The 14240-nt window shown below is 52.6% G+C and carries 13 protein-coding genes and 2 tRNA genes; 8 read left to right on the forward strand and 7 right to left on the reverse strand.

What is annotated here, in order from left to right; translation table 11 throughout:
• Window positions 1-260: 260 nt before the first annotated feature.
• The 4 genes from V9K92_RS19065 to V9K92_RS19080 all read right to left on the reverse strand — a co-directional run bounded on the left by V9K92_RS19065 (window position 261) and on the right by V9K92_RS19080 (window position 4333).
• Window positions 261-2033, reverse strand: a complete 1773-nt coding sequence (locus V9K92_RS19065) for an SLC13 family permease (RefSeq protein ID WP_337354672.1) — start codon at window positions 2031-2033, stop codon at window positions 261-263.
• A gap of 619 nt (window positions 2034-2652) precedes the next feature.
• Window positions 2653-3642 (reverse strand): Bug family tripartite tricarboxylate transporter substrate binding protein, encoded by a 990-nt coding sequence (locus tag V9K92_RS19070; RefSeq protein ID WP_115052841.1) that lies wholly within the window; start codon window positions 3640-3642, stop codon window positions 2653-2655.
• Between the two features lie 189 nt (window positions 3643-3831).
• The gene (locus V9K92_RS19075) at window positions 3832-4113 is read right to left on the reverse strand and encodes a hypothetical protein (RefSeq protein WP_337354673.1); all 282 of its coding nucleotides are present in this window, start codon (window positions 4111-4113) and stop codon (window positions 3832-3834) included.
• A gap of 145 nt (window positions 4114-4258) precedes the next feature.
• Window positions 4259-4333, reverse strand: a tRNA-Asn gene (locus V9K92_RS19080).
• Between the two features lie 164 nt (window positions 4334-4497).
• On the opposite strand from V9K92_RS19080, the gene V9K92_RS19085 reads away from it, so the two are divergent.
• The 4 genes from V9K92_RS19085 (at window position 4498) to V9K92_RS19100 (ending at window position 6781) form a co-directional block, all read left to right on the forward strand.
• The gene (locus tag V9K92_RS19085) at window positions 4498-4815 is read left to right on the forward strand and encodes a hypothetical protein (protein WP_115052900.1); all 318 of its coding nucleotides are present in this window, start codon (window positions 4498-4500) and stop codon (window positions 4813-4815) included.
• A 206-nt stretch (window positions 4816-5021) separates the two neighbouring features.
• Window positions 5022-5095: transfer RNA gene (locus V9K92_RS19090), tRNA-Cys, on the forward strand.
• A 435-nt stretch (window positions 5096-5530) separates the two neighbouring features.
• Entirely contained in the window at window positions 5531-6331 is an 801-nt protein-coding gene (locus V9K92_RS19095) for an endonuclease/exonuclease/phosphatase family protein (RefSeq protein WP_337354674.1), read from the forward strand.
• Window positions 6332-6436: 105 nt separating this feature from the next.
• On the forward strand, window positions 6437-6781 hold the full coding sequence (locus V9K92_RS19100) for a hypothetical protein (protein ID WP_337354675.1): 345 nt from the start codon (window positions 6437-6439) through the stop codon (window positions 6779-6781).
• A 441-nt stretch (window positions 6782-7222) separates the two neighbouring features.
• On the opposite strand, the gene V9K92_RS19105 is transcribed toward V9K92_RS19100, so the two are convergent.
• Window positions 7223-8149, reverse strand: coding sequence for a LysR substrate-binding domain-containing protein (locus V9K92_RS19105; RefSeq protein ID WP_337354676.1), 927 nt, complete (start codon window positions 8147-8149; stop codon window positions 7223-7225).
• Between the two features lie 81 nt (window positions 8150-8230).
• Between V9K92_RS19105 and V9K92_RS19110 the strand changes: the two genes are divergently transcribed.
• Together V9K92_RS19110 and V9K92_RS19115 are read left to right on the forward strand one after the other, a co-directional pair.
• On the forward strand, window positions 8231-9007 hold the full coding sequence (locus V9K92_RS19110; protein WP_337354677.1) for an SDR family oxidoreductase: 777 nt from the start codon (window positions 8231-8233) through the stop codon (window positions 9005-9007).
• Complete coding sequence (locus V9K92_RS19115) at window positions 9000-9398, forward strand: GlcG/HbpS family heme-binding protein (protein WP_307285472.1); 399 nt, start codon at window positions 9000-9002, stop codon at window positions 9396-9398. The genes V9K92_RS19110 and V9K92_RS19115 overlap by 8 nt, the downstream gene beginning before the upstream one ends.
• Window positions 9399-9740: 342 nt before the next feature.
• Here V9K92_RS19115 and V9K92_RS19120 read toward each other — a convergent pair whose 3' ends face one another.
• Window positions 9741-10751, reverse strand: coding sequence for a hypothetical protein (locus tag V9K92_RS19120; protein WP_115052901.1), 1011 nt, complete (start codon window positions 10749-10751; stop codon window positions 9741-9743).
• Between the two features lie 457 nt (window positions 10752-11208).
• Here V9K92_RS19120 and V9K92_RS19125 point away from each other — a divergent pair, with 457 nt between their 5' ends.
• Both V9K92_RS19125 and V9K92_RS19130 read left to right on the forward strand, forming a co-directional pair.
• On the forward strand, window positions 11209-12486 hold the full coding sequence (locus V9K92_RS19125; RefSeq protein ID WP_115052902.1) for a hemolysin family protein: 1278 nt from the start codon (window positions 11209-11211) through the stop codon (window positions 12484-12486).
• A 33-nt stretch (window positions 12487-12519) separates the two neighbouring features.
• Window positions 12520-13299, forward strand: a complete 780-nt coding sequence (locus V9K92_RS19130; RefSeq protein WP_337354678.1) for an APH(3') family aminoglycoside O-phosphotransferase — start codon at window positions 12520-12522, stop codon at window positions 13297-13299.
• Here the strand turns inward: V9K92_RS19130 and V9K92_RS19135 are convergent.
• A complete protein-coding gene (locus V9K92_RS19135) occupies window positions 13296-13847 on the reverse strand; it encodes a diguanylate cyclase domain-containing protein (RefSeq protein WP_115052904.1) in 552 nt (183 codons plus the stop codon). The two genes, V9K92_RS19130 and V9K92_RS19135, sit on opposite strands and share 4 nt — an antisense overlap.
• Window positions 13848-14240: the final 393 nt, after the last annotated feature.

A 14240-nucleotide genomic window follows, 5' to 3' on the forward strand; every position in this document is an offset into this window, starting at 1 on the left:
GCGCGAGCGGATTGTCCGCTCCGTGTACAGACCGTAGCGTTGCCAAAATGAACGGGAGATGATCGGCGAATTAATATTTTGTAATGCAAAGGCTGTGGCACAGCGGAAAGAATAAAGACGGCCACGTTACTTCGCGGCGGCAGGAGAGACGTCAATCAGCCCGCCCGACCCTATCCTCAATTTGATAGCAGTCGCGCCTTGCCCTTGCGGGCAGATGGCTTGTGACAGATTTCAAAGGGAATTGATATCGTAATCTCAGGCTATTTAAGCGGCCAAAACAGCATCAGAGCAGGAACGGCGGTCAGCACGATGATCAGCGACAGGGGCAAGCCAAGCTTGGGGTAATCGTTGAACTTATAGCCGCCTGGGCCCATGACCAGCGTATTGCACTGATGCCCGATAGGGGTGAGAAAATCGCACCCGGCACCAATTGCCACCGCCATTAAAAAAGCCTCTGGCCGGAAGCCAAGGCCGGTTGCAAAGCTTGTCGCAATGGGAGCCATGACCAGCACTGTCGCCGCATTATTGAGAAATGGCGTCACGGCCATTGCGGCAATAAGGATCAGCGCCAATGCCGCGAAGGGCGGTAATTGATGAGCGATCTGCGTGAGGAAATGTCCAATCAAATCTGTTCCGCCGGTGGTTCTCAAAGCATCGCTGACTGGAATAAGCGCTGCGAGCATAACGAGGATCGGTCCGTCAATTGCCGTATATAAATCACGCAGCGGTATGGCCTTGAACAAGACCATGGCCACTGCTGCCGCAAAGAAGGCTATAGATACGGGCAGGAGGCTAAAAGCCGTAACGCCAATAGCTGCCAGCAGAATGAGCAGCGGCACCAGCCCGCGGCGCACGCTACCCAGCAATATGGTTCGCTTTGCCAGGGGAAGGCAGCCGAATTCACGCAGCAGATTGGGAAGCACGCTATCGCGGCCTTGAAGCACAATGACATCGCCCAACTGAAACCGCACTTCACCAAGGCGATCCTTGATCCGTTCACCCTGTCTGCTGATGGCAAGAAGATTGACATCATAGCGATCAAACAAGGCCAGTTCCCGCGCCGAAAGCCCGATCAATGGCGAAGTATCACCGACAACAGCCTCAATGGAATCGATTTCGGCAAGGCCACCCGACTCCGAATGGGAACGATCGCGGGATAATTTCAGCTTTCCGCTGTTGACAATGGCATCAAGGGCTTTTGGATCGCCCTGCAAAATGAGGATGTCACCCTCGGCAAGTTTCGTATCGGGCAGGGGCGTGACATGTCTTTCATTGCGAATGATGGATGTCACGACAGCGCCACCCTCCGCCGGCTTCACCACATCGCTCATGCTTTTGCCGATAACCGTGGATTCCTTGGCTACAGTGGCTTCGGAAACATAATTTCGTATTTCAATTGCTTCGTCGGCAGAGATATCTTCGCGGGTTCGCACCGGCACAAGCCAATAGAACAGCACAAGATAAATGATACCCACCGCCGCAAGAGTCGCGCCAACCGGCGTGAAATCAAACATGGTGAAGCTTTCACCCACCATATCGGCGCGGATGCGCGAAACGACAATATTGGGTGACGTGCCGATCTGAGTCATCAGGCCGCCAAGCAGCGCACCGAACGACATCGGCATTAAAAATACCGAGGGCGATACGTTGGAGCGGCGTGCAAACTGAAAAGCGATTGGGATCATGATCGCCAGAGCGCCTATATTTTTAACAAAAGCCGCTAGAATGGTGACGACAATCACGAGAATGGCAAGTTGCGCCCGGACCGATGACAGGCTTGGCACAAAGCGCTGAACCGCTGCTTCCATGAGTCCGGACCGTGCTACCCCCGCGCTGACCACCAATGCGCTGCCAACAATAATCACAATCTCGTCGCTGAAGCCGCGAAACGCATCTTTATAAGGCACGACACCGACAAGCACAGCCACAAGCAGCGAACACATTGCCACGACGTCATAGCGGAAGCGTCCCGATATGAAGGCAGCCATCATGAGAGCGATGACCGTAAAGGACAGGATTTGTTGAGTGGTCATAAGAGTCTCGTTTTGTACCGAATTCGCGATAAGGCAAATTTGTTCCGCCCCAGCTCGGAAAACAGGAAAAATCGTTCTGCATTCGTAGGAGATCTAAGAGCGTGATTCCCTGGCGGAGTAAAACAGTGTCTGACAAGTTTGAACAATGCGCCGTGTATCGCACCCATGCAGAACCACAAACTGCATCTGAGCGACAGCCACGCAAAGTTGGGCACGCGCACCAGCTAAGCGTTATTTCGACGGAGGTATCGGGGCAGAAAGACTGTCGGTTTGAGATTGAACCGGGGAAACATCGTCTTTGGAAAGGAGGGCCACAGCGCCTAAAAGGCAAAATAAACCGATAAGAACGGCAGTTACAATACACTGATGTCTCATTAAACAGTCCCGTATGCGAAGGAAATATAAGCTAACCAATTTTTTTGACCATAATCGGGCCGTTTAAAAAAAGCGACATTCGAATGTCTTATTAAACAGATTTGATCGCTATACATATAGTTTAAAAGTAATTCTAAAATATTCCATGCGATGAACGATTCTAATCTTGCGAAACCTTGCTGATGCGTTCTTGACTATAGCGGTGAGGGGATAACAGGCGCTTGCGCCCGTTATCCCCTTTTCATTAATCCATCTGGACGTTGGCGTCTTTAACGACCGGCGTCCATTTGGTGATCTCAGCCTTGACGTGGGCGGCCAGTTCTTCTGGAGTGGAGCCAACGATATCGGCGCTGAATTCCTTCATTTTACCGACCACGACAGGGTCCTTCATGGCCTCTACAGCTGCCTTGTTTAAGGTTGCGACCACTTCCGGTGGTGTTCCGGCCGGAGCAAACAGAGCATTCCAGCTATAGGTTTCATAGCCGGGGATTGTCTCGGCAATGGTTGGTACATCGGGGAAGGAAGCTGCTCGCTTAGTCGTTGTCACGCCGAGCGCCCGTAATGTGCCGCCCTTCATATGGGAAGAAGAAGAAGGAAGATTGTCAAACATGATCGGCACCTGATTGCCAACCACGTCGTTCAGAGCGGGGCCAGCACCTTTATACGGAATGTGCTGCAGGGAGACACCGGCCATTTTCTTGAACAACTCTCCGGAAAGATGCAGCGGCGTTCCGTTGCCCGAAGAGGCATAGCTGTACTTATCCGGATTGGCCTTCAAGAGGTCGACCAGTTCCTTGACATTCTTTACAGGCAGCTCCGGATTGACAACCAGGACATTCGGCACGATGACCAGTAGCGAAATCGGCGTGAAGTCCTTTTCAGCATCATATGGCTTGGTTTTCAGGATGAGCGGATTGAGCGCGTGCGTTGCAACCGTTCCCATAAGGATCGTATAGCCATCCGGATCAGCGCGAACCACATTGCCTGTACCGAGGCTGCCGCCAGCGCCGCCGACATTCTGAACCACGATCTGCTGCCCAAGTATGTCGGACATTTTATTGGCGATCACGCGTCCGACCACGTCGGTCGACCCGCCGGCTGCGAAAGGAATCACCAATGTTACGGGGCGATCGGGGAAGGCCTGCGCCTGTGCGGAGCCTCCAAGAGCTGTTGCTGCCAGCAGTGAAAGGCCGAGGGCGAGACTAGCACGCCGGGTGATCGCAGATAGTGACATTCATTTTCCTCCCTGATGTCGCTTAGGTGATGGAGTTAGTAAAGCACGCGAAGCTGCCTGACGGAAGCACGTTAGGTCGAATGTTCGATTGGAGGCGCAGCATTGTTGAATCAAGTAAACGCAATCAGCATTTTTTTGGCGTCGTCATTTGCCGCACGGGCCGCTGACGCCACGACACAATCAGGTGTGTTACTCAAAATCCGAATCGTCGATAGGAGCCTTGCGTCCCGGGACCATAGCCCCGGTCGTCAACTCATTGCCAAGTTCACGATCAGCGGCAAGGGAAGCAATTTCCTCCGGATCGCGTAATCCTTGCGCAAAAAGCGTCATGACGATTCGGGCTAGCCTGCTTGCATCGGGATGAAGCCGGCGATCCCGGCCAAGAATAGTGGAGGCTGTTTCATGAGCGCGGTCCATAATGTCCCACTCATGCGGCGTGAATTGCGTTTCTTTGCGTGATCCGAATGGCATCAGCCTCTCTCAGAGCGGAGCTTAAGATGACACAAGCTTATATTGGTTTTTCTCTATGTCCACGTGATTATGAGGTGGTTTTCCCGCGGCAGAACGCCAGAAAAGCAAAAGGCTTAGCGATTTCTCGCTAAGCCTTTGAAGTGACTGGCTCCCCGGGCCGGATTCGAACCAGCGACCAACCGGTTAACAGCCGGTTGCTCTACCACTGAGCTACCGGGGAATAGCTTTTCAGTCATCAGCGAGGTGGCCTATAGCAAAAGGGTTTCGCTTTTGCAAAGGACCATTTCACTTTTTTTCACTTAATGTGCACAACAAAACGCTGGCATCAGCAAAAACACTTCCTACATCAGGGCTATCCCGTCCAGTGAAGCAGAAGGATTTTGAGTGTCCGACGGACCTAAACAGACCGATAACCTTGGCGATCACGCCGAAAAGCCTCACAGGCGACGGCATATCCGCATTCTCGGACGGCACATACCCGTGCCGCAGTCGGTGGCAATGCGTCGCACGCTTGGCGGAGGGTTGGTTGCGGGAGGCATATTGGGCTTTCTGCCCGTGCTTGGATTTTGGATGGTTCCTTTAGGTCTCGTCGTGCTCTCGCAGGATTCGGCCATCGTCCGGCGCAAACGCCGCCAGCTCGAAGTCAAAATTCTGCGCCGCTGGAAAGCCAGCCGGTTTGGCACGGACAAAGACAAAAATTGACGCTGCTTACGGCACTCTATGCCGAAGTTGTGCTGTGTGACAGTTTCCATTTGTTAAGCAGAATGCGGCCTGTCTGTGAATGAGTGATTTTAGCTGTTGCAGCACAAAACAAAAACGACTATTCAGAACGCCGCGAGTGACCGAGTTCAGAATGAAAATGCGTCACTTCCATAAGTAGTTAATTTCATTAGCTATTTTGCAGTTGAGGCCTCGTGGCGGAGTGGTTACGCAGAGGACTGCAAATCCTTGCACCCCGGTTCGATTCCGGGCGAGGCCTCCAACGCCTAAATCCCCAAGCATAAGTATCTGAATTATAAGGACTTCTCGATCATCATCTGAAAGTTCTCTTAATCTCTGGCGGTTGTCATTCTTCGGTTTTTTGTCGGGCATTTCCAACCTCTTGATTTATTCAGAGGTGGATTAGACCAGTCCGATTTTAGTTCCATCTATAGCAATTCAGGACGGCTGCATCGCCAGCATAGACGATCCGCCAGTCTGGCGACTGGTTCGTCTAGTCGGTTAAAAGGCAGGGGAAAGCTCGCGTAGACTGCCAGCCTCATAAAAAGGAGGCACGATTACAGTGCGTCCTGATACTTCATCTAGTCCAGAGCCATGGGGATGATATAGCTGTGACGATAAGATAGAGCGAACAACGGGACAGGACGAATTGAACCTCCAAGTTCCTTTAGACATGAAATGCCGGGAACGAGTTAAAATGAGAATCATGAGTCTAAATGGCTGGGGCGGGAAACTGCACGAGGCGTTGATATCGTATCTTCAGTCCGACCAGCCTGATGTCCTTTGCCTGCAAGAGGTGGTTCATAGCCCAGAAACCGAGAAAGATTGGCTCATCTATCGGGATGGGGACCACATCTTGCCTCAACGCGCGAATTTCTTCCGCGACGTTGCTGCGGCTTTGCCCGATCATGCCGCCCTATTCTGCCCGGCAGCCCAAGGGGTGCTCTGGGATGGCGAGAAGGTAGTCCCATCGCAATGGGGACTGGCCACGTTCGTTCATCGTTCTCTGCCGATCACGGCGCAAGCACAAGGGTTCGTGCATAAGTCGTTTTCTCCTCACGGATATGGCGATCACCCAAGGTCGCGGTGCGCCCATGCGATCCGCATCTATGACTACACAAGGGAACGGGCGATATGTATCGGACACATGCATGGACTGCGCGATCTCGGCGGAAAAATGGATACTCCCGAAAGACGTGTCCAAGCCGAAAGACTCGCGGACCTGATGAAGCAAGTCGCGGAGCCGGACGATCCGCTAATCGTGTGCGGGGATTTTAACATTGAGCCGGGAAGCGAGACGTTCGCCGTGCTGGCCCAGATCGGTCTGATGGACCTTGTCACGACCGGAGGGTTCGAAGGAACGCGAAGCTCGTACTATCGAAAGCCGGGTAAGTTTGCCGACTACATGCTCGTGAATCAGTACGTCTCAATTCAGCATTTCACGGTGGTGACCGAACCAGAGGTGTCAGACCACTGCCCGCTTGTTCTTGAGATATGACGATGTCGACGGTCTGCTCAAGGAAATCGGTATCTCAGCTATCGGAGCGCTTCTGCGCTGTTCGTACCGAGATATCGTTGCCGCCCTTGATATGGGAGAACCAGCATGAACCGTCGCAGCCTTTTAGCTCTCATCGGCTTTGCGCCTATTGCAACCGCTGCTGCAGCACTTCCTCGCGTTGCAGATCCAGTAAAACTGGCAAGCACTGGTGGACGGGAAGTGAGCTTGAAGGGCTTGAGCATCTTGGACACGGATACCGGCGTGTACTCGGCAAGCGGCATATTCCGTTGTCAGTCTGTGGCCAGTCCAGAAGGTGCTCTTTCAACGATCAGTCTGTCGGCAGACAAAATTTACCTGTCGGACATCATCGATGATGTGAACAACAACCTTGCTCACCACCTTGAGTGGATCAAGGAGAACTCGGATCAAGTTCAAGGCCTGTTCAAATGAGATGGACCAAAGGCGAGCCAATGTTCTCGTCTGAAGAAAGAGTCAACACACTTGTGGGCACGATCCCGCCTGAGTTCAACTTTAGTGTTTTTTATAGCGCGTTATTGTGCGGAGGAAATTGAAACATTCTTTGTTTTAACAAGGCAATCTATCGGCCTGTCACGCCGGACGTTTAACCTCATTGATTGTTCTTTATTTAGACTGAATATCCTGTAGCAGAACTGCGAGTTCTTTTGGGATGATACGAGCACGACGAAGTGTTTTGATCAGCCTTGGAGGAGTTATCACTTTGTTTCCTCCGAACGCATTTTGGGCAACTTGCAATAAGTCGTGGCCCCGTCATGCTGCGCTCCTTCAAACAATGCCCCATTGTAGGTTTTACAAGACGCAGCGCACGATGCGGAGCAAACGACCCGTCAGTACCCGAGCGCGCGGTGTTGTCTAAGATCGTCGCCCCAGAGATTGTCTATCTTTGATCGTAGTGATTAACAAGCGTAGAGCGAGGGGTATGTGGCGATGGCCAGGGTAGTAAAGACACAGCCCCGGAAATGGGGGACACCAATCTTCCAAGACACGCTCGAGGCGACCATCGCGCAGGGCATCCGTGGCAAGGTGGTCCGGGACAAAGGCAATGCCAATTCCATCGATCGCCGCATCCACCATCAATGGCTGGTCAGACAAGGTTAACGGCCCGGTGACATTTATCGTTTCGACATTACCGTGCCGCTCAAATTCCCAGTTGTAGATCGCGCCGCTTTCAAAGCGAAAACGGATGCAGTCATGGTTATGGAGGTCCTGAGGTGTTGTCGGCCGACCACGAACAGTGAGGTATTCAGGAGACGCGACTGCCGCAAAGTGGATGTTGCCAGTCAAAGGGATGGCTATCATGTCCTGCGGCACGGCCTCGGCAAGTCGGATGCCGGCATCGAACCCGTCCGCGACAATATTGCTGAGCCGACCATCGCTCACGATATCGAGGTGAATTTGGGGATAGGTTCGCAGAAACCGTGCAAGGATCGGTCGGAGGATCAAACGTATCGCACCTTCGCTGGCATTGATTCTCAACGTCCCACTTGGAGTTTCGCGCAGATCGTCCACTTCTTGTATAGCTTCTTCAATTGCAGACACTGCCGGACGGAGTTTGGCTGCGAGCCGTTCTCCCGCCTCGGTTAGAGAGACGCTACGTGTCGTACGATTGAAGAGACGGACACCCAAGCGCTGCTCAAATGTCTTGAGCGAATGACTGACTGCTGATGCGGTAATATTGAGCTCAGTTGCAGCTCCACGAAAACTGCGGTGCGTCGCAATTGCCAGGAAAACGGTATAGGCGAATAAATCGCCGCCCTTTAATTGATGAGAGTTCTTCATATAAGCATCAAGCATTCATGAGATTGTTTTGATTCAGTATGTTCCATACACTCCCCGGAATAACAATCGCAAGGAAAACACATGTTCAAAAAAATACTGATTACAGGCGCCAGTTCTGGTTTTGGCTGCGGCGCAGCGATAGAACTTGCGCGTCTCGGGCACGCGGTAGTGGCTACCGCCGAAACTTGGCCGCAGGTTCGCAGTCTGCGCGCCGACGCTGCCGAGGCGGGCGTCAAACTTGATGTAATCAAGTTGAACCTGCTCGACGAACTCGACATCGCCCACGCGGGCTCGTTCGACCCTGACGTATTGGTTCTCAACGCCGGTGTCATGGAGGGCGGTTCTATAGTCGATATTCCAATGCAACGCGTACGAGAGTCATTCGACATCAACGTGTTTGGACATCTGCAATTAGTCCAAGCCATCGTCCCGAAGATGGTAGCCCGAAAATCCGGAAAAATTGTATGGACCTCATCAATGGGCGGTATTCTTGTGGTGCCATTCCTCGGTGTCTACTGCGCTACGAAACATGCAATCGAGGCCATCGCTGGCTCGATGAAGGCGGAACTTGCGCCCTACGGCGTCAAAGTGGCCACTGTCAATCCTGGTGTCTTTGGCACGGGTTTCAATGACACCGGCGCTGAGAGTTATGTGCAATGGTACAATGCGGATTCCGCAGTGGTACCGATGCCGGATTTTGGTGACAGCTTGGTTGGTCAAGCTGACCCGAAGGAGATGATTGATGCCATGGTTGAGATCATCCCTGCTGAGGAACACCTATATCGCACCATGCGCCCGCACGCGACCATTGAAGCTGCGAAGCGGTGGCAAGAAACAGAGTGGACGCAAAATGCCTGATCTGACACTTGATCATGCGCACCAAATTGTAGTTCAGGGCCACGGCGCTGCAAAAGAAGCCGGCCTTAATGCCGTCTTCGCGATCCTTGACACTGGCGCACACCTTGTCACTTTCTCCCGGATGGATGGTGCATGGCTGGCTTCAAACGAGTTGGCCATCGCCAAGGCTCGCGCCTCCGTGATGTTCCAGGCACCAAGTGAGGCACTGAACGCTCCGCCACAAGTTGGTGAGCCGGTCCCGCATTTTGATCACATCCACGCGGGCGGCTTGCTGCTAATGGGCGGCGGCCTCCCGCTGTTTAATGGCGACGGTGTATTAATCGGTGCTATCGGAGTTTCTGGTGGGACGCCAGAGCAGGATGCGGCTCTCGCACGCGCGGCCGCAAGTTGATCAAGCAGTAAATCATTTGCCCAATTAAATATGGCGAGTGAAGCGGGACAGTCGATGCAAATTCTATAATGATTTCAAAGGGCAGGGAATTGTCCCACTCTGCTGTAACCTATTGAGCTGAAATGCTTTCCGGTGTCCCTCCGGTCCCACCATTCTATACGCAAGCGGCGATTAACCGGCTGAGTTGGTGTGGGCAATTTCATCAAGGGTGTTGCAGCGCGCCAGTTGTTTTTATTGGCCTGTAGATTCGTCTCCGAATCTACAGCAGTCCATGATTTGCGGTGTGACGTAAATGTGCCGGAGAACAGGACGCGGTGTGCGGCCTGTTCTCCTTGACGCAAATCAGCTTTTTAGCCGTGAATTGCAGAGGCTGTAATATCCTCCGCCTTTCTGTATCCATTTCAGGCTGCCAAGAGAATTTCTCTGCTTGTTGGCGTAATATTGGTCCAGACAGGTATGCATACGTGCCTTGCCTGGGCTTTCCGTAGAATATTTCGTGGAAACGGCGCTCGGAAAAGCCACGCCGCGCGGAGCCCTTGTCGTTGGGGCGGGCGGATCATCTGTATAGGTGGCATTGTCCACGGATGGCGCAGAATCATCGTCATCATCATTGGCTGCGGTTGCTCCGGCGGCGCATTGTGCCTTGCGGAAGTCGTTCCACTTCAGGCCACCCAGCGTTCCAGCGTCTTTGGCAGCCTGATATTTCACGCTGCATTCCTTCATCGTCAGGCCGCTACCTGAATCATCATTGTCGTTGGCTTGTGACTTTGCCGTCTTGGTTTTTGTGACCGGCGCTGCAGCAGCACCTGCGCTGCATTGCGATTTGCGGAAATCATTCCATTTGACATCGCCAAGTGTGCCGGCGCTCTTTGCCGCCTGATACTTGGCGCTGCATTCTTTCATCGTCAGTCCGCCACCGGAATCATCGTCGTCATTGGCTTGCGACTTCGCTGTCTTGGTCTTTGTAACCGGCGCAGCAGCAGCGTCCGCACTGCATTGCGTTTTGCGGAAATCGTTCCATTTGACATCGCCAAGTGTACCCGCGCTCTTTGCTGCCTGGTACTTGGCGCTGCATTCCTTCATGGTCAATCCGCTGTCGTCGTCATTACTGGCTGCAGCGGTCGTTTTTGCTTTTTTCGCGGTTGTTGTCTTTGTACTAGCCGCAGGCGAATCGTCCGAAGCGCACTCCGCCTTGCGGAAATCGTTCCACTTCAGGCCGCCCAGCGTTCCTGCGTCTTTGGCAGCCTGATATTTCACGCTGCATTCCTTCGCCGTCAAGGCATAGGCAGGCGCAACGGCAAACGATGCCGAAGCCAGTACACCCGCATATAAAAGATTTCGCATCATTGACATGCTTCGCTCCCTCAAGTGGTTGAATATTTGCAACCATACAACCTTGAGTACATTCCATTCATCATGCCGGGTCAATTGAAATCTGCCGGTGCAAATATGGCTGGGGGGTGACAAAAGCCCCCGGGATCAGTGAAATGACCAATCGGTGAGGCATGAAGGCGTAGGGGTGCCGATGACCGTGATTGATGACGGTAAGCGGATTTGGCCATACTGGAACCAAGCTATAGTATTGATTTAATTTGGCTCTTTGGATCAATATGCCGGGTTCTATCGTGAAAATAATACTCTTGGTAGCCGGCATATTGCAGGTAAATTACGAATTCATGTTGCATGCCGGTGCAATATGATATCCGTTGGTACAATTTGGAAAACAGCTTTCCAATCGGCTGATTTCTTCACATAAAACACTTCATGGCCAATCTATAAGAGATTGGTTTATTTGGGATTTTCTTGCTTCATGTTTGAATTGGCTGTCGTCGGGTTTCTTATTATCCTCAATGGCGTATTTGCGCTTTCGGAACTGGCGGTCGTTTCGGCCAGGAAGGCCCGTCTTGAGATGTTGGCAGACCGTGGTATTGCCGGAGCCCGTGCGGCGATTGCCCTTTCAGAAAACCCCGGAAAGTTCCTGTCCACCGTGCAGATCGGCATTACGCTTGTCGGCATTGTTGCTGGTGCGTTTTCGGGCGCCACGCTAGGCGCGCGCATGAGCGGTTTTCTGGTTGGCATCGGCGTTCGCCCGGATATTGCCGATATAGGCGGCTATGCGTTGGTTATTGGCATCATTACCTATCTGTCAGTCATCATCGGGGAACTTGTGCCAAAACATTTGGCGCTGAAAAACCCTGAACGCATCGCCTGTTTCATCGCGCGGCCCATGAATATCCTGTCACGGGTGGCGGCACCTGCCGTCTGGGCGCTGGACGCATCGACAAGGGGTGTGTTCCGGCTGCTCGGTATTTCCACCGCATCGGAAAGCTCGATTACCGATGAGGAGATCCTGACAATTGTAGCAGAGGCGGGAAATACCGGCGTGATCGAAGAGGCCGAGAGGTCCATGATTTCCGGCGTTATCCGGCTGGGTGATCGAAGCGTGCGGGCCGTCATGACCCCGCGCACGGAAGTTGAAATGGTTGATATCGATGAAGATGCCATAGCGCTGAAGCGCAAATTGATATCCGCAAATCATTCCTGTCTTCCAGCTTTTGAAGGCGACCGCGACAATGTCATTGGCGTCATCATGCTCAGGGACATGATCGAACCCATGCTTGCCTCGTCAATGGTCGTGATCCGCGAGCATGTCAGGCACGCACCCATCATCCCGGATACGCTTGATGCGCTGGCTGCGCTCAAAGTCTTGCGTGACTCTGACGTTCCCATGGCACTCGTCCATGATGAATACGGCCATTTTGAAGGCCTGCTGACGCCCGCCGATATTCTTGATGCCATCGCAGGCGCGTTCGCCTCGGATGAAGATCAATCAGAGCCGGAAGCGGTGAGGCGGGAGGATGGTTCCTGGCTTCTTGCAGGCTGGATGCCGGTTGATGAGATGGCGGACCTCTTGGGAATAGACCTGCCCGCGACAAGGCCATATGAAACGGTGGCCGGTTTTGTCATTGACCGTTTGCAGCGAATTCCAATGACGGGCGAATCCATGGAGTTTGATGATTGGCGTTTCGAGGTTGTCGATCTTGATCATCGCCGCGTCGACAAGGTTTTGGCGTCGCGCCTCTCCTAGCCAGAAATTGCTCCCAATTCGAGGCCTTACCAAATGACTGATCAAGATTACGCTATGCCATCCGTATGGGAGGAGCGGCTAGCGAAGTATAGTTGGATAACGCAAACCATCGGAGAATCCGGAGCGCTGGTATTTCGTCTCGAAGCGGCAGAGCGTCCGACCTTATTCGTAAAAAGCGAGCTGATTGGAGAGTTCACCGAACTATTCGATGAGATAAAGCGGCTGCAATGGTTGGCAGGGCAAGCTATTGCAGCACCGCGCGTTCTGGATCAGGCAGAACAGGGCGATCGCCTCTGGTTGCTGATGAGCGCGGTGCAGGGGCGTGATCTCGCATCAAACGTGGAGATTTCCGCCGAAGCTGTCATCAGAATTGTTGCCCGGTCGCTTAAAGCTTTACACCAGCTTGATATAGCGGGCTGTCCGTTTAACCATAGTCTTGAAGATCGAATTCCAATTGCCCTTTCCCGAGTGATTGGCAATCAGGTGGACGAAACTGATTTCGATGAGGTTGGACCCACTGCTGCTGAACTTTTCGAGAGACTTGTAGCAACACGCCCAAGCAATGAGGATTTGGTGGTAACGCACGGCGACGCGTGCCTGCCGAATATATTGAGCGACGGCTCGCAATTTACCGGTTTTGTTGATTGCGCACGCCTTGGGATCGCAGATCGGTATCAGGATCTTGCTCTGGCCAGCAGGAGCATTGAGGATAATCTGGGCGCTGAATGGGTCGAACCATTTTTCAAGCTATATGGTGTTGAGGCGGATTCTACCCGCGTAACTTATTACCGGCTGCTTGATGAGTTCTTTTAGCTGGAACGACGCTCGGAATAACGACGATAGATGCCTTTGCCTGCCTTCTTGGCAATATAAAGGGCTGCATCTCCGCACCAAAGCAAGCTTTCCGGCGTATCGCCATCACGTGGCGCAAGAGCTGCTCCAATGGTAACCGTGATAGCTGCCGAATCCGCATTGGTAAGATCATAGGGCTGAGAAACGCTGCCGATGATACGGTCTGCCACGCTTGCAACTTCATTGGCAGTGACCTGAAGCAACACGACGGCAAATTCGTCACCATCAATGCGGTAGACGACATCATTCTTGCGCATGCATGTTTGAAGGCGGTCAGCGACAAGCTTTAAGACAAGATCACCTTCGGCGCGCCCGTATTTTTCGTTGAATTGCTTGAAGCCGTCCAGATCAATGCAGAGAATCGCAAATTGCAGCCGGTCGTCAAAGTCGCTATCAGCGTAGGAGCCGAACAGACTATCGAGATGTTCTTCCAGTGCAGCGCGGTCGGCGAGTCCCGTGAGCTCGTCCTGGCTGACAGGAAAATCACCAAATCCCTTGGTTTCAATCATTCGCCTAAAGTTCCCATCGTTCACTTGAACGACTCCATTTTTGCTGTGTGTAGAATGACAGGTGCCGACATTGGATACAATACAGGAAGATTCATAGGGTTAAGAAGGTTTTATCACAAACCGAAAGTAACCGGTACTGGAAAGTCAGTAGAAATATTTTGCACCGCCGCGCTCAATTGACGTGCCCTTCATTTTTTGACACACCCCTTGTGGGTTGGCGTTCTGGTTCCAATATGCTTTCGAGTTCACCGGATCCGTGCCCAACTGGCATAAACATGTTTTGCATGGTCGAAGTGTTCTGCATAACCTCATACTGGAATCGCCTTCCGGAAAAGGTTATACGGAGTCTCATAATGCTTTTGCGCATTGCGCCTTTGTTGGATGCATAACGTG

The organism is Phyllobacterium sp. CCNWLW109, assembly GCF_037203905.1.
Lineage (GTDB): Bacteria > Pseudomonadota > Alphaproteobacteria > Rhizobiales > Rhizobiaceae > Phyllobacterium > Phyllobacterium ifriqiyense.

Bases quoted from the DNA above. Each gene is read 5' to 3' on its own strand.
- V9K92_RS19065 (WP_337354672.1), bottom strand. From the start codon at position 2,033: ATGACCACTCAACAAATCCTGTCCTTTACGGTCATCGCTCTCATGATG.
- V9K92_RS19070 (WP_115052841.1), bottom strand. From the start codon at position 3,642: ATGTCACTATCTGCGATCACCCGGCGTGCTAGTCTCGCCCTCGGCCTT.
- V9K92_RS19075 (WP_337354673.1), bottom strand. From the start codon at position 4,113: ATGCCATTCGGATCACGCAAAGAAACGCAATTCACGCCGCATGAGTGG.
- V9K92_RS19095 (WP_337354674.1), top strand. From the start codon at position 5,531: ATGAGAATCATGAGTCTAAATGGCTGGGGCGGGAAACTGCACGAGGCG.
- V9K92_RS19100 (WP_337354675.1), top strand. From the start codon at position 6,437: ATGAACCGTCGCAGCCTTTTAGCTCTCATCGGCTTTGCGCCTATTGCA.
- V9K92_RS19105 (WP_337354676.1), bottom strand. From the start codon at position 8,149: ATGAAGAACTCTCATCAATTAAAGGGCGGCGATTTATTCGCCTATACC.
- V9K92_RS19110 (WP_337354677.1), top strand. From the start codon at position 8,231: ATGTTCAAAAAAATACTGATTACAGGCGCCAGTTCTGGTTTTGGCTGC.
- V9K92_RS19115 (WP_307285472.1), top strand. From the start codon at position 9,000: ATGCCTGATCTGACACTTGATCATGCGCACCAAATTGTAGTTCAGGGC.
- V9K92_RS19120 (WP_115052901.1), bottom strand. From the start codon at position 10,751: ATGTCAATGATGCGAAATCTTTTATATGCGGGTGTACTGGCTTCGGCA.
- V9K92_RS19125 (WP_115052902.1), top strand. From the start codon at position 11,209: ATGTTTGAATTGGCTGTCGTCGGGTTTCTTATTATCCTCAATGGCGTA.
- V9K92_RS19130 (WP_337354678.1), top strand. From the start codon at position 12,520: ATGACTGATCAAGATTACGCTATGCCATCCGTATGGGAGGAGCGGCTA.
- V9K92_RS19135 (WP_115052904.1), bottom strand. From the start codon at position 13,847: ATGATTGAAACCAAGGGATTTGGTGATTTTCCTGTCAGCCAGGACGAG.